At 36.8% G+C, this 23,386-nt stretch carries 33 protein-coding genes and 1 pseudogene; 15 read left to right on the top strand and 19 right to left on the bottom strand.

Features of this window, described 5'->3' with window-relative positions; translation table 11 throughout:
* Positions 1-45: 45 nt before the first annotated feature.
* From HNP76_RS11260 to HNP76_RS11240, 5 genes are all read right to left on the bottom strand, one after another.
* Entirely contained in the window at positions 46-1,467 is a 1,422-nt protein-coding gene (locus tag HNP76_RS11260) for a vWA domain-containing protein (protein ID WP_184660553.1), read from the bottom strand.
* 25 nt (positions 1,468-1,492) lie between these two features.
* Entirely contained in the window at positions 1,493-1,765 is a 273-nt protein-coding gene (locus HNP76_RS11255) for a hypothetical protein (protein ID WP_184660551.1), read from the bottom strand.
* Positions 1,765-3,105 (bottom strand): AAA family ATPase, encoded by a 1,341-nt coding sequence (locus tag HNP76_RS11250; protein ID WP_184660549.1) that lies wholly within the window; start codon positions 3,103-3,105, stop codon positions 1,765-1,767. The genes HNP76_RS11255 and HNP76_RS11250 overlap by 1 nt, the downstream gene beginning before the upstream one ends.
* A gap of 50 nt (positions 3,106-3,155) precedes the next feature.
* Entirely contained in the window at positions 3,156-3,791 is a 636-nt protein-coding gene (locus HNP76_RS11245; RefSeq protein WP_184660547.1) for a sigma-70 family RNA polymerase sigma factor, read from the bottom strand.
* Positions 3,792-3,876: 85 nt separating this feature from the next.
* A complete protein-coding gene (locus HNP76_RS11240; protein ID WP_184660545.1) occupies positions 3,877-4,245 on the bottom strand; it encodes a DUF2493 domain-containing protein in 369 nt (122 codons plus the stop codon).
* 78 nt (positions 4,246-4,323) lie between these two features.
* Between HNP76_RS11240 and HNP76_RS11235 the strand changes: the two genes are divergently transcribed.
* Positions 4,324-5,046, top strand: a complete 723-nt coding sequence (locus HNP76_RS11235; RefSeq protein ID WP_184660543.1) for a hypothetical protein — start codon at positions 4,324-4,326, stop codon at positions 5,044-5,046.
* Between the two features lie 15 nt (positions 5,047-5,061).
* On the opposite strand, the gene HNP76_RS11230 is transcribed toward HNP76_RS11235, so the two are convergent.
* The gene (locus HNP76_RS11230) at positions 5,062-5,271 is read right to left on the bottom strand and encodes a hypothetical protein (protein ID WP_184660541.1); all 210 of its coding nucleotides are present in this window, start codon (positions 5,269-5,271) and stop codon (positions 5,062-5,064) included.
* Between the two features lie 188 nt (positions 5,272-5,459).
* On the opposite strand from HNP76_RS11230, the gene HNP76_RS11225 reads away from it, so the two are divergent.
* From HNP76_RS11225 to HNP76_RS11205, 5 genes are all read left to right on the top strand, one after another.
* Positions 5,460-5,822: a hypothetical protein gene (locus HNP76_RS11225; protein WP_184660539.1), complete on the top strand. Its 363-nt coding sequence runs from the start codon at positions 5,460-5,462 to the stop codon at positions 5,820-5,822.
* Positions 5,819-6,343, top strand: a complete 525-nt coding sequence (locus tag HNP76_RS11220; RefSeq protein ID WP_184660537.1) for a hypothetical protein — start codon at positions 5,819-5,821, stop codon at positions 6,341-6,343. Before HNP76_RS11225 ends, HNP76_RS11220 begins: the two co-directional genes overlap by 4 nt.
* Positions 6,344-6,711: 368 nt before the next feature.
* Complete coding sequence (locus tag HNP76_RS11215) at positions 6,712-6,936, top strand: hypothetical protein (RefSeq protein ID WP_184660536.1); 225 nt, start codon at positions 6,712-6,714, stop codon at positions 6,934-6,936.
* A 61-nt stretch (positions 6,937-6,997) separates the two neighbouring features.
* Complete coding sequence (locus tag HNP76_RS11210; RefSeq protein WP_184660534.1) at positions 6,998-7,246, top strand: hypothetical protein; 249 nt, start codon at positions 6,998-7,000, stop codon at positions 7,244-7,246.
* Between the two features lie 119 nt (positions 7,247-7,365).
* Positions 7,366-7,671, top strand: a complete 306-nt coding sequence (locus HNP76_RS11205; RefSeq protein WP_184660532.1) for a hypothetical protein — start codon at positions 7,366-7,368, stop codon at positions 7,669-7,671.
* 169 nt (positions 7,672-7,840) lie between these two features.
* On the opposite strand, the gene HNP76_RS11200 is transcribed toward HNP76_RS11205, so the two are convergent.
* Complete coding sequence (locus HNP76_RS11200; RefSeq protein WP_184660530.1) at positions 7,841-8,203, bottom strand: hypothetical protein; 363 nt, start codon at positions 8,201-8,203, stop codon at positions 7,841-7,843.
* A 117-nt stretch (positions 8,204-8,320) separates the two neighbouring features.
* Between HNP76_RS11200 and HNP76_RS11195 the strand changes: the two genes are divergently transcribed.
* Positions 8,321-8,527 (top strand): hypothetical protein, encoded by a 207-nt coding sequence (locus HNP76_RS11195; RefSeq protein ID WP_184660527.1) that lies wholly within the window; start codon positions 8,321-8,323, stop codon positions 8,525-8,527.
* Between the two features lie 106 nt (positions 8,528-8,633).
* Positions 8,634-8,975, top strand: coding sequence for a hypothetical protein (locus HNP76_RS11190; RefSeq protein ID WP_184660525.1), 342 nt, complete (start codon positions 8,634-8,636; stop codon positions 8,973-8,975).
* A 61-nt stretch (positions 8,976-9,036) separates the two neighbouring features.
* On the opposite strand, the gene HNP76_RS11185 is transcribed toward HNP76_RS11190, so the two are convergent.
* Positions 9,037-9,597 carry a hypothetical protein gene (locus HNP76_RS11185; protein WP_184660523.1) on the bottom strand — a complete coding sequence of 187 codons (561 nt, stop codon included), beginning with the start codon at positions 9,595-9,597 and terminating at the stop codon, positions 9,037-9,039.
* 95 nt (positions 9,598-9,692) lie between these two features.
* Positions 9,693-9,908 (bottom strand): hypothetical protein, encoded by a 216-nt coding sequence (locus tag HNP76_RS11180; RefSeq protein WP_184660521.1) that lies wholly within the window; start codon positions 9,906-9,908, stop codon positions 9,693-9,695.
* 127 nt (positions 9,909-10,035) lie between these two features.
* On the opposite strand from HNP76_RS11180, the gene HNP76_RS11175 reads away from it, so the two are divergent.
* Complete coding sequence (locus HNP76_RS11175; protein ID WP_184660519.1) at positions 10,036-11,475, top strand: ATP-binding protein; 1,440 nt, start codon at positions 10,036-10,038, stop codon at positions 11,473-11,475.
* 148 nt (positions 11,476-11,623) lie between these two features.
* Here HNP76_RS11175 and HNP76_RS11170 read toward each other — a convergent pair whose 3' ends face one another.
* Positions 11,624-11,965, bottom strand: coding sequence for a hypothetical protein (locus HNP76_RS11170; protein WP_184660517.1), 342 nt, complete (start codon positions 11,963-11,965; stop codon positions 11,624-11,626).
* Between the two features lie 149 nt (positions 11,966-12,114).
* On the opposite strand from HNP76_RS11170, the pseudogene rhuM reads away from it, so the two are divergent.
* Positions 12,115-12,582 (top strand): annotated as a pseudogene (gene rhuM, locus HNP76_RS11165) (RhuM family protein); the annotation flags it as partial.
* Positions 12,583-12,819, top strand: coding sequence for a hypothetical protein (locus HNP76_RS11160; protein ID WP_184660515.1), 237 nt, complete (start codon positions 12,583-12,585; stop codon positions 12,817-12,819).
* A gap of 172 nt (positions 12,820-12,991) precedes the next feature.
* Here the strand turns inward: HNP76_RS11160 and arfB (HNP76_RS11155) are convergent, their stop codons facing one another.
* The 7 genes from arfB (HNP76_RS11155) to HNP76_RS11125 all read right to left on the bottom strand — a co-directional run bounded on the left by arfB (HNP76_RS11155) (position 12,992) and on the right by HNP76_RS11125 (position 17,730).
* Positions 12,992-13,402 (bottom strand): alternative ribosome rescue aminoacyl-tRNA hydrolase ArfB, encoded by a 411-nt coding sequence (arfB, locus tag HNP76_RS11155; protein WP_246462685.1) that lies wholly within the window; start codon positions 13,400-13,402, stop codon positions 12,992-12,994.
* A 22-nt stretch (positions 13,403-13,424) separates the two neighbouring features.
* On the bottom strand, positions 13,425-14,063 hold the full coding sequence (locus HNP76_RS11150; protein WP_184660511.1) for a metallophosphoesterase: 639 nt from the start codon (positions 14,061-14,063) through the stop codon (positions 13,425-13,427).
* 1 nt (position 14,064) lies between these two features.
* Positions 14,065-14,895: a metallophosphoesterase family protein gene (locus tag HNP76_RS11145; protein WP_184660509.1), complete on the bottom strand. Its 831-nt coding sequence runs from the start codon at positions 14,893-14,895 to the stop codon at positions 14,065-14,067.
* A gap of 18 nt (positions 14,896-14,913) precedes the next feature.
* Entirely contained in the window at positions 14,914-15,432 is a 519-nt protein-coding gene (locus tag HNP76_RS11140) for a hypothetical protein (RefSeq protein WP_184660507.1), read from the bottom strand.
* Positions 15,433-15,491: 59 nt separating this feature from the next.
* Entirely contained in the window at positions 15,492-16,544 is a 1,053-nt protein-coding gene (locus HNP76_RS11135; protein ID WP_184660505.1) for an RNA ligase family protein, read from the bottom strand.
* Between the two features lie 135 nt (positions 16,545-16,679).
* Positions 16,680-17,024 carry a helix-turn-helix domain-containing protein gene (locus tag HNP76_RS11130; RefSeq protein ID WP_246462683.1) on the bottom strand — a complete coding sequence of 115 codons (345 nt, stop codon included), beginning with the start codon at positions 17,022-17,024 and terminating at the stop codon, positions 16,680-16,682.
* A 286-nt stretch (positions 17,025-17,310) separates the two neighbouring features.
* Positions 17,311-17,730, bottom strand: a complete 420-nt coding sequence (locus tag HNP76_RS11125) for a helix-turn-helix domain-containing protein (protein ID WP_184660503.1) — start codon at positions 17,728-17,730, stop codon at positions 17,311-17,313.
* Positions 17,731-17,890: 160 nt separating this feature from the next.
* Here HNP76_RS11125 and HNP76_RS11120 point away from each other — a divergent pair, with 160 nt between their 5' ends.
* The gene (locus tag HNP76_RS11120; protein WP_184660501.1) at positions 17,891-19,357 is read left to right on the top strand and encodes an ATP-binding protein; all 1,467 of its coding nucleotides are present in this window, start codon (positions 17,891-17,893) and stop codon (positions 19,355-19,357) included.
* A gap of 263 nt (positions 19,358-19,620) precedes the next feature.
* On the opposite strand, the gene HNP76_RS11115 is transcribed toward HNP76_RS11120, so the two are convergent.
* Entirely contained in the window at positions 19,621-20,142 is a 522-nt protein-coding gene (locus HNP76_RS11115; protein WP_184660499.1) for an O-acetyl-ADP-ribose deacetylase, read from the bottom strand.
* Between the two features lie 96 nt (positions 20,143-20,238).
* Between HNP76_RS11115 and arfB (HNP76_RS11110) the strand changes: the two genes are divergently transcribed.
* Positions 20,239-20,649, top strand: a complete 411-nt coding sequence (gene arfB / locus HNP76_RS11110) for an alternative ribosome rescue aminoacyl-tRNA hydrolase ArfB (RefSeq protein WP_184660497.1) — start codon at positions 20,239-20,241, stop codon at positions 20,647-20,649.
* Entirely contained in the window at positions 20,643-21,500 is an 858-nt protein-coding gene (locus tag HNP76_RS11105) for a DUF72 domain-containing protein (RefSeq protein ID WP_184660495.1), read from the top strand. Before arfB (HNP76_RS11110) ends, HNP76_RS11105 begins: the two co-directional genes overlap by 7 nt.
* Here HNP76_RS11105 and HNP76_RS11100 read toward each other — a convergent pair.
* Positions 21,490-21,945 (bottom strand): very short patch repair endonuclease, encoded by a 456-nt coding sequence (locus HNP76_RS11100; protein WP_184660493.1) that lies wholly within the window; start codon positions 21,943-21,945, stop codon positions 21,490-21,492. The genes HNP76_RS11105 and HNP76_RS11100 overlap by 11 nt on opposite strands.
* Before the next feature lie 140 nt (positions 21,946-22,085).
* On the opposite strand from HNP76_RS11100, the gene HNP76_RS14465 reads away from it, so the two are divergent.
* Positions 22,086-23,375: an ATP-binding protein gene (locus tag HNP76_RS14465; protein ID WP_184660491.1), complete on the top strand. Its 1,290-nt coding sequence runs from the start codon at positions 22,086-22,088 to the stop codon at positions 23,373-23,375.
* The last annotated feature ends 11 nt before the right edge of the window (positions 23,376-23,386 follow it).

Genomic DNA, 23,386 nt, shown 5'->3' with positions numbered 1-23,386 from the left:
CCAATTTTATAAATATATCACAAAGCTCTACGGTGTCAAATTTCCTTACAATGCCACGAACAATGTCTCCACCTCCTTGCAAAATGCGTAAAACTTTTCTTCATCCAGATAAGATATCTCTTTTCGGTTGTCTGTCCAGCAGATTCCGTAGCAGGAACAACGAAGCTTTTTTATCTCGGTAAGCCACTTATCCAGATAGTCACAATAGTCGCTGATGATAAAAAGCTTGTCGTTCTCGCTGCAAAAACGGCTGGCGGTGTATTTGATTGCGGGGGCAATTTTGGTTCCACCTCCTTTTGGAATTTCCTTTATTCCCTCCCTTAAAGAATCAATTCTTTTTAAATCTGTATCCCAGAAAATTACCTTACTTTGTTCTCCGACTCTGTTTTTTATTTCAGAAAACAAGTCCAGAAGCTGGGCAAGGCTTTCTTCTTTTACCGAACCGCTTGTATCAACGATGACGTGAACATTTCCCTGCACATAATCACTATGTTCGATTGTTTTTCCCCGCAGGATGTTGCCAGCCTTTCCTCGATTTGCAAGATACAGATAATCAGTTCTGATATCTTCAAAATTATCAACCGCGCGATCCGTTATAAAACGGCTTACTTCCGGGCCAAGCTTGTTAATTGTAAAGCTTTTTGTTTTTCCAGGCTGAATTCCTGTACTTTCTCCTTCCGTTTTTCTTAATACTTCTGCCGAAAGCTCATCAGCCATATCTGAAGTACAAGCAGCCCTTCGAATAACTTCACCTGGAATTTTGCTTCCCTTTTCTAATAATTGTCTCTGCTCGCTGCGTAATCTTTCACAAATTCTTTGCATAACAGAGTCAGGATTCATAATGATTAAGTCTATGTAATGCTGCCAGGAAAGCCCCCGTGGAAAGCCATAATCTTCTGCAAAAACAGGAGTTATAAGATAGGCTTTTGGGTTTCTTTGCCTTGCATAAAAATACAGGGCAAGCTTTTTTGCTGCAATCGAACGACCGGGAAGTTTATTATCTACAATAAAAGATAATCGTTTTCTTTCAGCCAGATTCAATTCTTCCAGAACAAATTGCTTTTCACCTTCATCAAAAACCTTGCTGTTAACCTCCATATCCATAGCATAATTTTTTAAGAGATGAATAAGACTCTTCATTGTTCGAAGTTCGGTAGCTCTTGCAAACGAAATATACTTTGAAAAGCTTTTCCATGTCCCCCTCAGCTTTGCTTCAATCTGCTGATTTAGGGCTTCTTCATAACGGAGATGCTGAAAAACAATATGTCCGATTTCATGCATCAAAAAGGATTTTCCGCTACAAAATTCCGAGGTGTATATTTTATAACAGCTGTTTGCATTTCCGCTTCTTGTGACCAGAGCAAGTGCCTCATTTGCCAAGCCCGCCTTGGGAAGCTTATTATGGGTACAAACAATAAGCCGCAATTTCTTTTTTAATTCTGAAAAATGCTTATATTCATGTTTCATAAATCAATTTTCCCCCATTAATTTTTCAATCTATGTAGTAATATAATCCGAATAGATTTCCGAAAAATTCATCCGCAGCGACAGTTTTTACATGACCGTTTTCAAGCTTGTATATGCATAAAAGGTCGTACCTACTGATAGGCTTAACAGAAGGTTCGCCCCCAGAAAGCTCATCCTCAATAAGGAATATATTTTTATTATTAATTCCAAGCTTGTAATATTGCTTTGTCTTGTTATACAATTTGGAGCTTTCTTTAAGCTTTGCAAGTACAATCCCTTCCATTTCATTTATTTTCATTAAGCGGCCTCCGTTTGAATACAGGTGTTCATATAAAACTTATAAGTTGTGATAATTTCATCCAGTTTTGAGCTTACACACTCTTTTTTCGACCTAGGAATATGCTCTGAAGCGAGTAATGAAAAAATCTCAACTGCGTCATAATCCTTTCTCAAGCTGATAAGGTCTTCCTTAGAGTTTTTATTGCTTAAAAGGATTTTTGAAAGACCTTCTGTATCGGTCTTAAACTTCTGTTCAATTTCTGAATAGATTTCCATACAGACTTTTGAAAGATCTGCAACTTCAAGCTTATCTTCAAAGGCAAGAACGGCTTCTATATTTTCAGCAAGGCTGAGTTCATGATTGTAAGCCAGAGATTTTTTCTCTTTTTTCTTGCCATCTAATTCCTGAAGGGCATCTTTTGTAAGCTCGCGAATAAACTTTCTGAAGGCATTGAGCTCCTGGATATCAGAAAAAGAATTAAAGCCAAGCCCTATAAGTCCGTCCAGAAACTTTCCAATATAATCAGGCTTAGTAAGCTTGATAGAATACATTGCCCGGAAAATATTTTTGAAGTAGCCGATTGTTCTGCCTGAAATAAAATTGTAAACCTCACCGTTTTTTGAATAATCTGCTGAAAAAACATTGTTCAGGCGTTTGTTTTCAACATTCAGAGAGCCTTTTGTATTGTCCTTAATGCTGTAAGTTGAATTGATTTTTTCAAAAATTCCACGAACAGCCGCCAGGGTCTTTTCCTTGATTTCATCAGTAAGCTTGCGATGTTCAAATTCTGGTAAATCCTTCTCAAACTCATCCACATCCTGAAGAAACTCGGAATAAAGTCCTTCAAAAGACTGAGGCCCGAAGTTCACCACACAAAAGCGGTTCAGATTTGGAGAGGTTATATCGCACATCGGCGGAAGATTGTCCTTGTAGTTGCTGGCGCTTGCGATAATTGTTGATTCCGGAAGCTTCTGACCGTTTCCGATTGTGCGCTCGAAAATCAGGCGGTACAAGCTGGCCTGAACATCTTTTGGAGCACCCGCGATTTCATCAATAAAAAGAACTGAAGGAAGGCCGTCTTTTTCAAGCTCAGTGATTGTATGAAACCATTCCGGCGCCTTTGTTCGAAGGTAGTTCGTACCCGCTCCGTCATTCACCATGTAGCCAAGAATCTCGCTACGGTCAAATGCGCTTCCAATCAGGCTTTCCACATGATATCCGTTTCGTTTTGCCCACAAATTAACGATTGTAGTTTTACCCATTCCAGGATTTCCAAGATAAAGCATTGGAACACCCGAAATCTTGCTTAATTCAAAGCCTGTAAGCATCAGGTCCCGCATGAAATTTGTATTGTTCATTTTTCCTCCTCGTGTATGTGTGCAAGCCCGCATGGGCCTGCATTTTTTTATTAGCCGACAAAGCGCTCAAGATTTTCACGAAGGTGCTCAACGGCATTTTTTTCAATCTGCTGCATTCGAGAGCGAGTTCTACCCTTCATTGCCCCGATTGCTTCAAAACTATGTTCTTCTTCGTTAAACAAACCGTGATGAAGGATTAAGACTTCGCGTTCATTTGCTTTAAGAGAAAAAAGAGCCTTCAAAAGCCGTTCTGTTGCAATATTGTTTTCGCACACTTCTTCAACAGAAAGATTTTCTGTATCCGCAAGACCGGATCCAAAAGATTCTTCATCACCATCAGGATCAAGGGGAGCGTCAAGCGAAACAAGCCGGCATTTTTTTCTTCTACGCTGATCTACAGCCTTTTGCATGAACAGCCAGATCCACGACTTCGCATAGGTTATAAGCTTAAAGCCCCTTGAATAATCAAATCGATCAACAGCCTCAACCAAACCAAGAATACCTTCCGCAACCAAATCCTCAGTACCTACTCCATACCCCCGAAAAGACTTTGCAAGCGATCTAACAAACGGAATGTTTGACACAATCAGTTTTTCGCGTGCAGCCATATCACCTGCCGCAGCAAGTTTTGCATACTCGATTTCTTCCTGAGCGGAAAGAATTTTTGTTGTGTGGAACTTTGTCATTTTGGCCTCTTTACTATTGCCGATAAAAAGAATATGTAACGAAAAGGTGGACTGCCCCATGAGGCAGGGCAGTTATAAGGATTTTTTATGACAACTTTTTTACGACTTTAAAAGTCTTAAAGTTTCTTCTGCACAAATCAATGTCATTTTTTGTACCGCGTGAAGAACCATCCCAAAGAACCAAAACGAAGTCGGCCGCAGCAACCATTTCTTCGTTACGACGAATGCCGGCCCCCCTGCCATAGCGGGCCCAGTCAGCATTATGAACTTCGACCGTAACCCCGTGTGACTGGGCCCAATTACCAGCCACTGAATCAACACCCTTTGCCCCTCCTTCGATAATAACGAGCGATGACATTTCCAAATTTTTCTCAGAGATGTACTGCTCAATTTGAGAAAAAATCCAAGCAGAGTCCGTAATTGAACGACTACCACAAACCAATAATTTTGCCATATTAACCTCCTATGACTGCTATATATAAAAAGTAAAAAAAAGGTGGACTGTGTATCAAAATGAGGATAATATGAAAATATGAATGCAAAAGACTATGCAAAAATCATTGGTGTCAGCAGAAAGTTTCTGGATAACTACCATAAGGAGTATGCAAAAAAACAACAAGAAAGGTGGTCTTTAGAGGTTTGGGAAAGTCACAAAGAAAACATTCTTAAAAGATATAAGCTTGGGAATCACAGAAAATATACAGACAATATTCCTGTTATGATTTTGAAATCTGGAAGAGAAAGAGATGCTAAGATACTCGGAATTTACCCGATAGAGGAAAAGGAAAACTTACGCAAATATGTTAGAAATCATCTTGTTTTTAAAGAAAGCTATTCGGAAAGATTTGACAAAGAATTACACAAATTAAGGTACATTGCTAAGAATCAAAAGATAGCAGACGGGAAAATCGATAAACTTGGTTTATTTAATGCGTGGAAATTTTTGCTCAAGAAACTTGCAGAATCAGATTGCCTGAAAAGTAATTATGTTCTCAAAGAGGGCAAAAGAAATCCTAAAAACAATCCAGAAAATAAAATAAAAATAGACGATATTAAAAAGTATAATAAAGATCATCTGTCCTCTAAAGCTCTGGACGAAAAATTCTACAAATGGTGTTGTCATTGCCAAACAAAAGATGCGTCCTGCAGAAAATATATTCATCAACGGTATTATACAGAAATGATAATTGAATGGAAGGAAAAGCACGGTTTAATCGATGAAATAATCTTTTGCAGAAATCCACGAGGCAAGTAAGTTAAGTAACAAAACCTACGGTGCCCCGCGTACCCGCCCAAAAACATGTGTGCGCCGGATGTCCTTTTTGTCGCACCATTCGATAAAGGCTTCCAGCGCATTGCCAGAAAGCTTGCTGTTCGAGGGACCAAGAGCCTGGCGTACATCAAACTGGGGAGTGACCTCTATGCATATTTTGTACTTGCCGCGATATTTTGCATAAACGATTGTAGCCCGACGTTCCATTACAGCGTGCTTGTACCCCCAGCGTATATGTCAAAGAACTATCTGGCGAAAGCTTTGCGCTAGTTATAATATGTAAAAAATGTTTTATTTGTATAAAAAGAAGAGTAAAAAAATGGGGAAAAAATTTGTTAATCTTTTCTATACTTTCTAAATAAACTTCATATATTACTTATGAAGGAGATGTATTTTTGAATAAAACTATAAAATTTAATAACTGTGCATTGTTTAATTTACAAACTCTAAATGGCATTATTAGGACAACATGGGGCATGCACTATGATGAGTCAGAAGAAAAAATTGAAGATGCTTTTCAACGGGGCATTGTTGATTTTGATCATGTTAAAAATAGATATGACGAAACTTTTAATATGAAAAATGGCCCTTTTGATTATGATATAGATTATGAAAAAAAATTACTTAGTAAACTAAATGAAGAGTTTAAAACAGTAAGGTCATACAAATTACCATGGTTCATGAAAACTTATACCGACTTTATCGAGGAAAAATTTAATGAACTTATGGTAATCTACAAAAATGGCGGATGGAAATGAACTATAGCAATTGTTTGGTAGAAGCTCTAAAAGCATGGATAAAAGACCCGAAAAATGTGAAGATTATTTATTTGCCCAAGAAGTGGAATAATGGCGCAAAACATTTTTTATGGGTAAAAGGCGGCAAAGTATATCATTATGAGGCTCGAAATCAAAATAACAGAAAGCCGTTTTTCAAGGGTGTCTATAAAGAACAGGATTTAGATACCTTTGAAGCTTTCATTTTGCACAAACTGGGTTATAAGCCTAGAATAAACAAGAGGCATGTTGCCAAAAAATTGCATTTACCTTCTCTTAATAAAGCAGGTTTTCTTAATTGGGCTGTTTACTATCCAGACGATGATATACTTGATTTCCCGGAAAAAAATAAAATATGCAAGTATGTGTTCATCCATGATGAAAAAGGAATCAGAACAGAACTGATAGAAAATCTTAATAAAGATGACTTTGAATTTTTACAGTGGAAATATCTGAGTTCTTATGATGATATGTGGAACATATTGAATAATGACCAGAGGTAAAAGATATAATTAAAATTTTGTGTACAGTAGCAGGAGCAGATAACTGGTATGACATTCTGACACTTGATTCTACATCAATGAAGAATAATAATGATGCAAAGCATAAGATTCAGAAAAAAGGAAAGCCAGTTACTCATGACAGAATTATTTCTGAGTTAACATTTGGTTTTTGGACATCGTTTCTTACCCCAAGGTATTCTCAGGCATCTTTCCAGAGTAAAATCATTAAAACTTGTTTTAGAGGCGTTCCTGCGGCTCAAAGAAATATCAAATATTTGCAGACAAGATTTGATAGAATCCGTGTACTAAGAAACAGAGTTTGCTTTAGCTGTCATTTCTACATATTATAATTATGAAGGAGGCCAGCTATGGATTTAGAAAAGATTAATGAAGAATATATTTTTCAATATTTGCCAGAAAATTATTCTATTCTTATGGTTTCGCCAAAAGATACTGTTACTATTAGTTGTTTTCCAATGCTTTCTATAAAAGAGGGACTTACTATCGCAAAAAAATATAATAGTAGGTTAGATTATGATAGTAATAATCCTAACGCAAAAAATGTTAGAGACTATTTAAAATCAATTATATAATAATTGGTGTGGTTGACGACCCTCCAATTTTGGAGGGTCGTCAACCTGAAGGAGGCTAGTTATGGAATATTTTGTTATATATGATAAATTAGATAATGGCGAGCTCTTTTTGGAAAAGAATGATGAAAAGTTTAATATTCTTAAAAGGGGCTTTCCAACTCTTGAAAAAGTTTCATTTGATGAAGCAGTAAAAATTGGTAAAGAAAGAAATATTTTAATTAGGTCAGTTTACACTCAGCAAGATGAAGAATATAAAGATGAAGCGCCTATAGTAGAAAGCCTAAACAAGCGTATTCAAGAAAGCCTGTAATTTCTTCTTTAAGCCTTCTATATTATACTTAAAAGTATCTTTTTTCTTCACTTCTACATTTTTTGTATAACGACCGTCAAATTTTGGAGGGGCGTCAACCCTAATAGTAGGTGATAACTATGAATATTTTTAATTTTTTTAAGAAACCAAATTGTCATTTGAATATAAATGATTTTTGTTCAAAGTTTAGAATGACTAAAGACTTTGTAATTATTTCTTCTAACGCTGCTAAAAATGATCCTAATTTTAAGGGTAGTTATGATATATTAACTGGCCTAAGAAAAGCTGCTCTTTTAAGGGGTAGCGATGGTGGATTATATATTGGAGCTAGTGCTTCTTTTATGACTAAAGAAGAATATAATATTTTAAAAGCATATTTTCTATCTAATGGCGGCGAAGAAATTAGATTTTTTGATTATAATTAAACATACCCAGGCTTAGATTTATAATCTATTGGTAATCATGAAAAAATAGAATTAGATGATTTAAGTTTAGAATGGTATCTTAAAAATTTAAAATTTGTTGATATGAATAATATTCATAATGCTTTTGCAGCATAAATCGCAAACCACCCTTAAAATAAGGCCCTTATTTTTATTTCCATCCGCCATTTTTATATATTACCATAAGTTCATTAAATTTTTCTTCAATAAAGTCCGTATAAGTTTTCATAAACCATGGTAATTTATAAGATCTCACTTTTTTGAATTCTTCATTTAATTTATTTAATAAACTTTTTTCATAATTTATATCATAATCGAAGGGACCATTTTTCATATTAAAAACTGCATCATATCTATTTTTAACATGATTAAAATCAATAATGCCACGTTGAAAAGCATCTTCAATTTTTTCTTCTGGCTCATCATAATGCATGCCCCATGTAGACATAATTAAACCATTAAGAGTTTGTAGATTAAAAAGTGCGCTATTATTAAACTTTATAGTCTTAGCCATAATAGTCTCCTTTATATTTATAATATATAGCTTTTTTAGAAAATATATAAAAGATTAACAAAATTTAATATAAAATTTGTAATTATATAATTTGTAATTATTTCTACTAATTTCTTTATGGAATATTCTAAATTAGCATATTATGCGGCACTTTTTGCCAACGATTTGAAACATATACATATTCATGCTGCCGGTGAAAGCATGGAAGATATTAGAACCGAAGCTGACACTCTCTTTTATAAGGCTATGAGAGATTATGAAGACTTCTCAAAATTAGCTATTATGTATAACGACCGTCAAATTTTGGAGGTTCGTCAACCATAACTCTATTTTGGTTTGAAGATGAGCGTGATATAGCTAGTGAGTATTTTTTTATAATTTTATATTTTCTATATACTTTTTATATATTATATAATGTAAGGTGTATAATATGATTTTTAATAAGAATAATCAGATTAAATTTAACTCTAAAGCACTTTTAACTTTAGAGCTCATATTAAATGAACTTTATCAGGCTACCTATCTCGAAAATAAAAATACTTTTAAAAATACATCTGGCACTCTTAATGAAACAATAGGTCAATATAAGAAACTACTTAATAGTCCAGAATCTTATTATAAGAAAGAAACAATAAAAAGCATTTTATCAGATTGCAATAATATCATAAAAGATTTAGATAAAAAAAAGGTATATTGGCCATATCAAGATCAATATACCTTTGCTAAGCAAGAATTTTTCTCTTTTATTAAAAAATATAAAGAATTAGTCTAGGCAGCTTTTTTAGTTTTAATATGTTCGTATAACGACCGTCAAATTTTGGAGGGTCGTCAACCTAAGCGGTGAAAATATATTTTATGATATTTTTAATGTAAAACCATACTGTTGTATTTTCAGTAAAAATATCATTTCTACCAAGAATAGTTCTATAGAGGGTTTCAAGATTATATTGATAGCTTGAAACCCAATTATTTTTTTCTTTAGCCTTATTAAATATAAAATTGTAATCTTCTTCAAGAAGACCAATTTGCTGAAACTTAATGCACATTTTCTGATACATCTTTGGGTAATTTGTAAAATCAAGAATCTTAAAAAGATACTGTCCACTCTTAAAAATACCTCTATCATATACCCACTGACGAAACTTATATTTGAAAGAAGTCTTTCTATCGTAATAGTCCATTTTAAGAAACTTAACATAAGCGTTTGGATATTCTATAAAAGCGCCGCCTTTAGTATATTTTACTTTTACAGAAAAAATTTTGCTAAGTTTATCAAAAAGCTCTTTATTCTCAAAGGGCTCACCAAGTTCGTCATCTCCAGGCTCATTACGCCAAGTATAATAGGCCTTCAAGAACATATCAACTGTATCTTTCTGAACTTCATATCTTTTCATAGTATCATCCATTTATACTTAAATTATGTAAAAGATTAACAAAAAATATAAAATTTTATAAAAAAGAATCTTTTTTTACTAATTTTTTATAGGCTTCAAGAAAAATTATTTGAAACAATATATAATAATGCAAAAAGTTTAAGTATAACGACCGTCAAATTTTGGAGGGTCGTCAACCTAATCATCGAAAACTCAGGTAGAGTATTTTTTCCGAGGACGGCGGCAGGGCTTTCTTCAGCAATTTCAGCATCCTTGAAGGCTTCTGGCTGTGGATGAAGGCTTTCTGGAGAGACGATTGATTTGAAGGTCATGGTAGTAGAATAACATGAAATTACTTCACTGACTTTGAAGTTGACTTTGAAGTGACTTTGAAGTAGACTCTGAAGTAAGTTCAAAGTCAACTTCAAACACCTTGAACTTATCAGGAGGATTGGTGTCATGCTTCTCGATGATATTATAAAAATCTCAGCAATGGAAAGTGTAAATATTGAATGTAAATCTCGCTTGAACCGAGAGAATACAGAAGGATGGCTTAAAACTATAGCTGGCTTTTCTAATGCAGAAGGTGGTTCTTTTTTTATTGGAGTTGAAGATAAATCAAATAAACTTATAGGCTTCACGCGCAAAGAAGCTGATAATGAACGCAATTTCTTTAATAATCAGATTAATGAACACATATTTCCTCGTCCAATATACAAACTTTCATTTATAAGCTATCAGATTCATGATAAAGAACTTTTTATAATCAAAATAGATGTTTCTGAATCTCCAATAAAACCGATAATCCTGAAATTTAAGAATGTTCCTTCTATTTATATGCGTCGTGAGGGGTTCACAAATGGTGCAACTTACGAAGAAATAATCGCAATGAGTATAAAAAGCCACAATACACAGTTTGATGTACTTGATTCTGGTTATGAATATAAGCGGGAAAACTTTACAAAGTTGCTTTCATTTTACAGTGAACATAATTCTGGCAAAGAATTAACTGACAAAGCATTGCAGTCAATGGGATTCTTTACAAATGAAAAAATATTAAAGAATGGTGCTGTTCTTTTTTCTGATGATTATTCTGGAGAAAGAACTCAAATTCAATGTTCTCTTTTCGCAGGTTTTACTAAAGGTAGTGAAAGAATTATAACAATTAACAGATTTAGCGGAAATCTTATTGATTCTATAAATTTTATAATGGAATTTGTAAACCTACGTATGAATCATGCAATGGTAAAACTTCCAGATTCAAGAATCGATTTAGATGCATATCCAGAGCGTGCACTTTTTGAAGGAGTAATCAATGCCCTGGCTCATAGGGATTATTTTCTTGAGGGGACACAGATTCAGATTGATATGTTTAAAGACAGAATGGAAATTTCTTCCCCAGGAAGTTTTTATCAGGGAGAAAAAATATCAAAGACTTATGATCTTTCCAATATTATTTCAATGCGCCGAAATGAATTAATTTGTAAAGTTTTTGTAAAATGCAATGTAATGGAAGCTGCCGGAACCGGATTCGATAAAATTGTTTCAGATTATGCAGATGCAGACGAAAATCATAAACCATATATTTTCTCATCATCAGACCATTTTACACTCGTTCTTCCAGATTTAACCTATTCTTTAGGTATTAAGAATGACAGCATTCCAGCAATTGATGTTTTGCCAGCGCCTCCAGTTTCCGAGCATGATGAAAAAATCCTTGCCTTTTGCTGTAATGCACCTCGAAAAGCAAGTGAGATAGCAAATTATCTTGGAATATCAGATTCTACATATTTCAGAACCAAAATACTTGATGTCCTCGTAAGTTCGGGTTATTTGATAACGAATAAACAAGGAAACGCAAAAGCTTATAAGACAGATATAAAAAAGGTAAAAGTCTAGTAAAGTTTTATATACTCAGTATAAAAATCTTCGGGACAACAGCCCTAAGGCCTCATCTAAAACTGTAATAATAGCGTAAATTTCGGCCTGCGGGTTAAAACTCTGAAGGTCGAAATTCTAACCAAAAACTTTAAACAAAACGCAATTTTTAACTGAAATTTACTGTTGCAATCTGTGTTGTTTTTTGGAAAAAGGTGATGTATAATGCAAGAAATGCAACATTCTGAAGGGGTGTGATACTAGCGGAGACTCTTTTGACCTTCTCATAACCTGTCATTACGGTCTTCAAAGCTTTTCTTCCCGTAAGTGCGTGAGGAGTTTCCTTGAAATTGTTGGATTTTAATCGCCGGAGTTTTGCGCGGCTGATTCCGCATCTCCGTTCCAGCTCCGCAAGATTGACTTTCGCAAGGTCAAAACTTTCGCCTTGCTCTGTCTTCATATCTTGGAGCGCTTGTGCTAAACTGACTATAGAGTCATTATCATTTTTCATATTCCTCCCTGACTGAGTTTCTGGTTACTATTCAGTTTAGAGAGTTTTATATGATTTGATAATGGCTTTTTTATTTGAACTAGATTTTGGCGATTTCCGCTGGACTTAGGTGTGGCTGAAATCGGCGAACTCTAACACGGCTTAAAAATTGCGGCCAGATTTTCGATGATGATTACTTTATAAGACTTCAAGATGAATATAATGAGATTGCCGTCTCTAAACGTTCATTCATACAAAAAATAACAGATTTATTTGCAACAGCGTATGATTATGACAAAGCAAGTTTGATTACACATCAATTTTTTCAAAAACTTTCACGTTTGACTATTTCTCTGACTGAAGAGGATAAAAAATTACTTTTTGCTTTCTATCTGAGAATTGCCAATAAAAAACTTTCCACCAAGATTCCTCTCGTAATGGATGACTGGATTTATTATTTCAATCTTCTTTTTGATTTGAAGCATAACAGCGATTTGAAATCGATTATTGAAAACAAAGTCTATTTTTCAAAGCAAACTTATTATGAAACTCTCGACTTAAAGAAATCATGTGCTAATCCCAATATTCAAAATTTTGAAAATGAACTATTTGAAATATTGAAAAACAAAGAGGTCTAAATGAAAGATGATGATTTTATCGGTTATAGTATGGAAATGCATTATATGACACCGGATCAAAAAGTGCTTTACTTAAAAGAACTTGTGGACAGTATGCAAAAGGATTATAAGAAACCTAGATTCATTGTTACGTCCGTCGAAGAACTGGAACAAAAACTAGATGAAGGATTTAAATCTATTGAAGAAGAACGAAAAGAAAATGCTTTAATTGCAACTTGGACTGACAAAAGCCTTTAGCATTATGATGTACAGACACAGTTGCATATTATGAAGATTCGATTGAGACTAGAACATCAATTAGGAAACTTCTACAAAATGGGCTTAAAAAAAGATGATTTTCCTACAAAACCAATTCAGGAAAAAATAGACAAACTTCCCAAGTATGAAGATGAAAAATCTTCATATTAGATTACCAGATCTTTCCCCGTTTCTTTTTAATCTCGCTACGGATTTTCTTGAGCTTTAATTTACGCTCTTTACTGGCACGAGTCGGCTTAGTTTTTATTCGTTTTTTAGGAATAACAAGAGCCTGCAAAATTCTGTTTTCAAGGCGGGAAAGTGCAATTTCTCGATTGCGTTCCTGATAACGTTCATCATCAACGTCGAGGAAAATACAGTCTTCTTTATTGATGATGGCAGCCAGTTTTGAACGAAGCCGAATAACTTCTGCATCTGTAAGGCCACCAAGCGATGTAACAGGAACAACAAGATGAACTTTTGTGTTCACCTTGTTTACATTCTGACCGCCGTTTCCACCGCTGCGGGCAAAAGTCATTTGAGAATTATTGATTATGGATTCGTGAAGCTTTGCTCGGTTCATTTTCTCTATTGTAGTCATTTCTTTAGGAATTCTCAATTTTACTCAGTATTTCTTTTAAGCTCATAATGCGACAATTATTAGCATCCATACAAACATTGATATACTTTGCTGGATCCACTTTCTGCTTTGGATAACTCGTGTTGTATTCTCCAGTAAAATAATCTTCAGTCACCATAGTATCATGAGTATGGCCATGAATGTTTACAAGTGAACTTATAGAATCGATAAATACAGGTTCATGCGAAAGCACAATATTTTCAAACTGAAAAGGTCCTTTATAAACTTTATCAAAACCAAGATGCTCGAAATACTCTATATAATTTGAAAATGGTTTCTTTTTTGCTCTGAGATCATGATTTCCAAGAATTAAATTCATCTTTCGATTTTTCTTCATTCTCATTATGTCATTCATAATTCGGGATTCCTCAAGTCTTAGATTCAAATATACATCACCTAAATTCCAAATCAGACAATCCTCCGGAAGTGAATCAAATTTTTTAAGTATAAACTCATTCATTTGAGAACAGCCTTCCGGGGAATAATCAAATTGACGATTGCAATACTTGATTATATTTGTATGATACAGGTGCAAATCGCTTGTAACAAAAATATTATCAGGTGAATATCCCTGCAGAAAATCCTCTTTTGTTATCTGTTTCATACTATTTCTCCAACAAAAACTCATCCATCCTTTCTGCATTTCCAGAATCCTCATCGGGATAACCAACCGGATTTAGCTTCAGATGAATTGTCCTTCCATCACCTTCTACTAGATCCTTAGTTCGGACAGAGTGAGTATGACCAGCTAGCCAGATACAATTATCTTTCAGCTGGTCCAGATATTTCTGTCCATCAAAATAGAAAAAAGTCGTGTAGATATCATTTTTATAAATCTCCTCAACTCCAAAAAAGAGCGGAATGTAATGAGTCATTATGATATCAGGCTTTTGGGAAATCACATAATCCAGTTTTTTCATTTGAGAATCAAGAATGTCTTTGTGAACATTTCCCATGTATTCCCAGTGGCGGTAATCAAACCAGTCTCTCCAGTGGCAAAGAAATTTTGCCATGTTTCCTTCCGGCTCTGGATCAATTTTATAAGCCCAGCAAAAATCATTAAACGCCATTGTGCCGCCAAACTTTACGCCTTCAAACTCTTCAACTGTACCATCGAGAATGGAAACATTACCCAGCTTCGAAACTTCTGCCTTCAGAAAATCTAGTTTTGGCTGAGTTTCTGTAAACGGATTATTTCGAAAATAGGACAAGTTCCCAACTGTCAAATCATGATTTCCAAAAACAACAAAAATCTTTTTGTAACGTGGTGAAACCATCTTGTAAAATTCAACAAACAGATTCGGATCATCACAAGTGTCCCCTGCGACACAAAGCACATCCGCTGGTTTGAGAGCATTGTTTATGTAGTTTTCTAGACTCACACGATGATTTATGTAATGATCAACATGCAGGTCGCTTGTCATGTAGATTTTCATATTAAAACTCCAGATAAATTATCGATACTCTAAAAGACAATGTATTTCTTGGGTTCGTTTGGAACACTTTTCAGAAAAATCATAATCATAATTTGCTAGTAATACAGATACAAATTCTAATCCAACCTTATAATAATTCACTTCAGCAATATCTTTTCTTCGAGATTCAATAGCACCTTTCGTCCAGGCAATTCGTTTCATTGCTCTTTCTACAGCATTCCTTGATTTCGATGTATGGACAATATAATAATCATTTTCTCGATCAAATTTGATTTGGGTGATATCTGCTTCAATATCATCAATATAATCCTGGAGTTTTTTTGTGGTTAGTACGAATAAACCCAAAATTTGATACTTTTCTTCTTGAAAACTCCAAAATGCTTCTGTGAGTTCTTCTGAAGCTTCATCTTGCCAATCGAAAGCTATATCTAAGTGATTGTGAAGGAAATTTGCATTAAAATGGCCAACGTATGAATATTTTTCTTCTTTGTCGTTTAATTTTTCAGCTATGATGGGAGCTATAATATCAACACTCATATATTTTTCCTATAATTAAATTTTTTACCTGTATGAATTACTCATACAGGTATTTTTTGTTACTTCTGCTTCAAAAGGTAATCGTTGTTAATCACCTTCATAGAAAGCGGACCTTCAAGGATTTTGCTGTAAACAGGTTCGATTGGCCTGATGACAATTCCTTCCTTGTGATTACCGCTGGCATACTTTCCTTTTGCCCTTTCGATGAACTCATCTACAGTTTTGTAAGGAAGATTGTCTCCTGTTTCCTCAACAGGAACCATGTTCAAACCGGCAACGTCACAAAAGGCCTGCATGGTTTTCAGACCAAGTCTTTTTCCCTGATCCATATCACGCAAAGTGAAAACGTACCATTCGGCAGTTACAAGCTTAAGCGGATTTTTCTGGATGCCTTCTCCACAGAACTCACCCTGAACCGCTACATTTTTCAATCCAATAGCCTCAGCTCCCTTTTTGATTTTCTCAATCACATTGTGCTTATGAACAAACTTCCATGCCGGGCTAGTCTCATCATCAGCAATTTCGTAATTCCTTGAGCAGACTCCAAAGTCACCGTCAATCAGATACATAGTCACGCTGGTTCCATCCATCTTGGTTGAGATGTAATATGGAACGCCCTTGAACTCGTCAATCAATCCAGGTTCTGCCTGAACTCGGATTTCGTCAGTCTTTGGAATACCGTGTGGAAAATCCCCGATAACTCGTCCGCTACCAGTGGCAATTTCTGCAACTTCCCACTTCTTTACACCAAGTTGTTCGCTTACAATATCACCAGTCTTCCAGGCATGGCCATCGAGCGGTTCGATTCCATCCAGAATTGAAAGTGGCAAAACAAGACCCTGTGAAACCTGTCCTCGGAAGTTTCTCGTCTTCATCAAAAAGCCTTCGCCGTTCAATTCATTGCATCTGTAACATCCGTCTCGCAAAAACTCAAACTCAGGCTTCACTGGCAAAAATGCATCTACTTCAAAATAAACGCATAAATCGTATTTCTTAAATACGCCCTTTTTGGTAACACATTTCCATCCCAAAACGGAAACGACTTCTATCCTGTCGGCCCCTTCTATCGACTGTACGTCCCAGATAGTCTGGACACTTGCTAATTTTCTCATGATATTTTCCTTTGATTACAATAAGGGCGTAACGGAACCCTTTTTTATTTGGTAGCGATGTTTTAATTGTATGATTGGATTTTCAGTCTGTCTGTAAACCATTAATTTAAAAAGATGGCTTACAGACAGAAAAGATTAGGCACTCAGCCGCAATTTGCAATCGTTACAATTCTTGTTGCATAGCTTCTCAATCTTGTTTGAAACGCACGAAACTTCAATTTCAATCATGCGCTGGATTACAATCTCTTCGACTGAAACGTCAAACAAGTGGGCAAGCACAAGCAAGTTGTCGATTGTAGGAATAGATTTTCCGCATTCCCATGCATACACAGCCTGCGGATATTCAAAACCGAATACGGCCTGAATATCGTGAACAGTGTATCCACTTTTGATTCTGAGTGATTTAATTTGTACACCGGTTGCTTTCAGATCAACAACCGGCCTTTGAATAGTTACGGTCCTCATATGATTTTTCTCCATTAACAAAAACTCCATTATCTTTTATTGCCTGCCCAGGCATTTTGTAATTCCAAAGTGTGCGTAGAATCATTGCACGAGATAATTTTGTAATGTCAAATGTGTCTGTGCTCATTACGCACTCCTTTTATAAAAGATAATTTTTACGCCAACGGCGTATCGGGTTTTTGTCTCCGGTTTGCAAAACCATTGAGACACGGCGCTCGGCTTCTTAGGGCCAGCGACTTTAATTTGTGTTTTGTATTTTCACTTTAACAAATAAATTTTCATTTGTCATTAAAGTTGTAGTTTAAATTTCAAGCTCTTCACGAATCTCTTTCATCGCTTCATGAAAATCCTGAATCTTACCTTCCTCAATATCAGCCAAACCTTCAAGCAGATGATTAACAAGACTCCTATATGTTTTATACTCAGGAATATCTTCATGAACTTCCAAACCTGAAAAATCAACTTGCTTCAGAACATACAGTTCTTCAACATGACATTTATAAAGTTTAGATAGGAGATCAAAGTTTTCGATGCACGGAATATTCTTACACTTCTCATTTTCCCAAGCATAAATTGCTACAGGTGTCTCAAATCCGAATATTTCCTGCAGCTGCTTTACGCTATAGCCGTTTTTATTACGCAGTTCTTTTAAGAGTCTCGAAGTTGCTGGAATATCAACAACTGTCCGTTTTGTTGGTTTAAGTGAATAGGAATACTCCATAAGTTCATTATAATAAGATTTCACAAAAAGAATAGTAAACTGTTAGTTTAAAAAAATTACTTCACAATATGCGAAAAAGATAGTGAAGTGAAATGAAGTAATACTTCACTCTACTTCACTAAAAACTTCATTTATAGTAAAGTGGAATTAAGAGGTGCTTATGCTGATTGAAGAATTAATTCCCGGAATAAACATTGAAGATACTCAAAATGAGTTTAAAAGAATCATTGAAGAAGGAAAATCCGAAGATTCTGGAAAGTCAAAAGAGATTGGCTGGCTAAAAACAATTGCGGCTTTTGCAAATACATTTGGCGGCACTTTGTATATCGGAGTCGATAACAATACTCATAAAATAATTTCTTTGGATCATGATGCAGCTGATAAAACAATTTTGATGATAAACCGCCAGATTAAACAGAGAATTGAACCATCTATTTCATATTCAATAGATACCATCCCAATTAAAGAAGCGGAAAAATCTACAAGATATATTTTAAAAATTTCTGTAGAGAAAAATACAATACTGCCTGTCACTTTGCATGAAGAAAATCTCCTCGGAATCTATATTCGAAGTTACGGAAGTTCCCTGCTGGCTACTCCAGAACAGATTCGAGAATTAATTCTCTTAAGTGATAACAATCCTTTCGACCAGCCATTTACAGAAGAAATCTTTGATAAAAACAATTTCAAACAGATTTTTGATTTGTACAAAGAAAGAAATGAGTCAGAACTTACAGAAAAAGCTTTAATTTCCGCAGGCTTTATTAATTCAGACAAAAAACTTTCTAAAGGAGCACAGCTTTTTTCTGATAATTACAAAAATGAAAGAACGAAAATTGTATGTACAGTTTGGCCAGAAATAACCAAAGGAAGTTCTATAGTCTTGGCTTCTGAAGAATTTGAAGGAAATCTAATTGATTCAATTAAGTTTGCAACTCACTTCATTCAGAGTCATTCTGTAACAGGATTTAAGAAAGTTGATGAAAGCCGTATTGATTATTTTTCATACCCGGCACGTTCTATTACAGAAGGTATCGTTAATGCTATAGCTCACAGAAATTACTTCATCCAGGGAAGTCAGATTGAAATAAATATGTTTAAGGATCGACTTGAAATCACTTCCCCAGGAGCATTGCTGGGCGTTGTAGCTTTGCAAAAAGAAAAAAATATTTCATCCATCATTCCTCGCCGACGAAATGAAGTTATCTGCAATATTTTGGAATATCTTCGCTATATGGAATCAAAAGGCTCTGGCTTCGATAAAATTGAACAGGATTATGCAGGTAAGGGAGAATCTTTCAAGCCGTTTATTTCTTCAAATGGCAATTCATTTACACTAACATTACCAAACCTTACATATTCAAATGGCGTTATTGATGAAAACTCAATTCCAAATATTAATGTAAATGGCATTGTTACAGGAAAAAATGACAAGGCAATTTTATCATTCTGTTTTGCAAAAGCCCATACAGCAAAAGAAATAGCAGACTATCTTGGAATAAAAGCATCTACATATTTTAGAAAAGAAATCCTCGATGTTTTAGTGAAGGATGGATTTCTTATTGAGAGTAAGGAAGGTAAAAGTTCTGAATATTTATCAAATCGAGAAAAAATCGTTACAGTATAAAAATCTTCGGGACAACAGCCCTAAGGCCTCATCTAAAACTGTAAAAATAGCGTAAATTTCGGCCTACGGGTTAAAACTCTGAAGGTCGAAATTCTAACCAAAAACTTTAAACAAAACGCAATTTTTAACTGAAATTTACTGTTGCAATCTGTGTTGTTTTTTTTGGAAAGAGTTGGTGTATAATGCGAAAAATGCAACATTCTGAAGGGGTGTGATACTAGCGAAGACTCTTTTGACCTTCTCATAACCCGGAGGCCGTAGGTTCAAGCCCCTGCCCCCCCTACATACTCCCCATAATCCTCTTGCGCCATTCCAAATTCCCGTGCTCCAAAGAGAATCAGCGTAATCTCATCAAACTCCCCCTGGTGTACTTTCATCGTCTCCACCGCGACCTTAATCGCTTCCCTCTGCGGATAGCCGTAAACTCCGGCTGAAATCAGCGGAAAGGCGATTGTCTTAAGGCCTTTTTCTTTTGCGAGGTTCAAGGAATTTTTGTAGCAGGACGTTAGCAGCGACTCTGCCTCTGCCGGGCTGTGCTCGTAATAAATCGGGCCGACGGTGTGAATCACGAATCGGGACGGAAGATTGTAGCCTTTTGTGATTTTCGCCTGACCGGTTTTGCAGCCGCCGAGAATACGGCATTCAGCGAGAAGTTCCGGGCCGGCAGCGTAATGAATTGCACCGTCAACACCACTGCCTCCGAGAAGAGAAGAATTTGCGGCATTTACGATTGCATCGCAGCTAAGTTTTGTTATGTCACCTTTGATAATTTTGATTTTTCCCATGCCCACCATTATATCACATGTCCAAAGAAATTCTTTAAACTAGAAACTTAATGACAAAGCCAACTTTTTTTGCTAAATTGAATTTCAAATCGCAAAATGAACAGAACGCAACTTCACGAATCAATCATCAATAATTCTCAAGTCACTTTTGCCCGGAGCGGTGGAAACGGCGGTCAGAACGTAAACAAGGTGAACACGAAAGTCCATCTTGCCATTGCCATCACTTCCCTCGCAGGCCTCACTGATGCAGAAATTGTCCGCCTGCGCGCAAAACTTTCCGGCATCATCAATAAGGAAGACTGCCTTTTTCTCGATGTCGACGACGAACGCTATCAGGAACGCAACCGCGAAATCGCACTTTCCCGTCTCGAAAGCAGAATCGTCCAGGCACTTGTTGTCCCCAAAAAACGAATCAAAACCAAGCCGACCCGTGCCAGCAAGGAACGAAAACTAAAGCTCAAGAAAATCCGCAGCGAAATTAAAAAAATGAGGGGGAAGATTTGGTAGAAGAAAGTCCGGCCAGCCCCAACGCCCCCAAGAGCCACACAAATCCCAAGTCCAGCATCCTCATCGGCACCAGTGGCTACGACTACCCGGAGTGGAAAGGCGTTTTTTATCCGCCAGAAGTAAAGCGCGCAGATTTTCTTTCCTATTATGCTACTCAGTTCAACGCCCTGGAGCTCAACAACACTTTTTACAACATGCCCACCGCTGAGAGGCTTCTTTCATTTTACGAGCGGAGCGAAGGCCGATTGCAGTTCAGTGTAAAGGCAAACCGGCTTCTCACCCATGAAGTCACATCAGAATGGCAAAAGACCGCGGACGACTTCAAGCAGGCCCTCACCCCTCTTTTGGAAAAAGCCAGCCTGAGCGCAGTCCTTTTTCAGTTCCCGCAAAACTTCCACTACACGCCAGACAATCGAATCTATCTTGCAAATTTAATAGAAGATTTTGAAGCATTTCCGGTCCTGATAGAATTCCGCCACGCAGGATGGATTCGGGAATCAGTCTTTGAGGGGCTGGAAAAACGCGGCGCCGGATTAGTCTACTGCGATATGCCCCAGCTAAGGAACCTTCCCGACGGCAAGACAGTAAAATCCCCCTTCATCGGCCCAAACGCCTACATCCGCCTGCACGGAAGAAACGCCGGAGCCTGGTATGCAAGTTCAGAGCGACAGAACGGCAGCGCAAGATATTGTTATGATTATTCCGATTCAGAATTAGAAAGCTTCGTCCCGGTCATTTCAAAAGCAATGAGCGAAGGAAAGAAAACGCAGGTCTTTTTCAACAACCACCCCGACGGAAGCGGCGCCAAAAACGCAAAACGCCTCAAAGACCTGCTCGCCCCTATCCCCTGATTTCAAGAAAAGGCTCGCCCGCCTCTTCAAGCCATCTGCTGATCTGCTCCGTGACCTCATCGATTTTCCTGCGCGAGTTTTTCCCACGGATGGCGCACTCCCAGACAAAACAGACCCGCCAGCACTGATCCTGATAGTATTTGAGGTTTTCAGCATCGCGTTCCCTGTTCCGCGAAAACTTTTTCTGCCAGAAAGCCTGATTCGACTTAGGAAAACGAAAATACTGACACCCCTCATGCGCGTGCCAGAAGCAGCCGTTAATAAAAATCACCGCATAATAGCGCGGAAAAATAAGGTCAGGCTTACCCGGATACCGCTTGTCACAAATCCGATACCGAAACCCCGCCTTAAAAAGAGCCCGACGAATAGTCCTTTCAGGCGAAGTGTCCCTGGAACGGATGCGAGACATGTTCAAATGACGGCTGGCAGGAGAGAGGGTGTCCATAAAGAAAGTATAGCGCAGAAGCGGCAAATGGGTAAGGGTAATAACAAGCCCCGAAAAAATGTTAAATTTGAGTAGTTTAAGCCACGAAAAAATGTGTATTTTTACTTGTTTCGGGCCAGAAAAAGTGTTAATCTAATATTGTGGAACGATTTGCAATTGATGAACTTAAAAACTGGAAGGAAAAAGCTGACAGAAAGCCTCTTGTCGTGATGGGTGCCCGTCAGGTTGGAAAAACATGGCTCATGCAGGAATTCGGCAGGCGTTTTTACAAGAAAGTTGCTTACATTTCTTTTTACAACAACAATGCAATGAAGCAGGTCTTTGAATCTGATTACGACATAAAGCGGATTCTTTCATACCTGAATATTGAAGTCGGCTTTCCAATTACTCCGGAAGATACCTTGATTATTTTTGACGAAATTCAGAATGCACCAAAGGCGTTTGAGTCGCTAAAATATTTTTGCGAAGATGCCAGCGAATATCATATAACGGCGGCTGGTTCTTTGCTTGGCGTTGCACTTCATCAGGGAGTGTCATATCCTGTGGGCAAGGTTGAACTGCTCAATCTTCATCCCCTTAGCTTCCGCGAATATCTTTATGCAATGAATGAAAAGCCGCTTGCAGACGCTCTTTTGACAAAAGACTTTTCGCTTATTGACGGCTTTGCACAAAAATACATCTATCACTTAAAGAATTATTATTATGTCGGCGGAATGCCTGAAGCTGTAAAAAACTTTGCACTTCACACTGATTATACTGAAGTACGTTCGATTCAAAAAAACATCATAGCGCAGTACCGCGGAGATTTTGGAAAGCACGCAGAACCACGTGAACTTCCAAGAATAAACATGGTTTGGGATTCCATTCCCATGCAGCTTGCAAAAGAAAATAAAAAATTCTTTTTTGGAAACATAAAAAAAGGAGCACGAAGCAGCGAATTTGAACTTGCGATTCAGTGGCTTTTAGACAGCGGACTTGTCCATAAAGTAAGCCGTGTAAATGAACCTCACATTCCGCTTTCGTCATACAGGGATTTTTCTGCATACAAGCTTTTTGTTCTTGACGTAGGACTTTTGTGTGCAATGGCAGAACTTGATGCCCGCACGATTCTTGAAGGCAATTCGCTATTTGTTGAATTCAAGGGTGCGCTTACAGAACAGTTTGTCCTTCAGGAACTCATAGGCACAACTCAGTACACTCCGTTTTATTACGGCACAGAAAAATCAACTTTTGAACAGGACTTCCTCATACAAAAAGAAAACTCAATCGTCCCAATTGAAGTAAAGGCAGAAACAAACGTCCACTCCCAAAGCCTCAAAGCCTTCCACGAAAAATTCAAGCCCAAACACTCCGTCCGCTTTTCGCTGCTTCCATATCGAGAGCAGGACTGGATGACGAATATTCCGCTTTATGCAGTGTGCGTGGTGTAGCGGGAGAGCAA

Origin of the sequence: Treponema ruminis (assembly GCF_014201975.1) — a bacterium.
GTDB classification, from domain to species: Bacteria; Spirochaetota; Spirochaetia; order Treponematales; family Treponemataceae; genus Treponema_D; species Treponema_D ruminis.
This window is presented reverse-complemented; position numbering and strand designations above follow the sequence as displayed.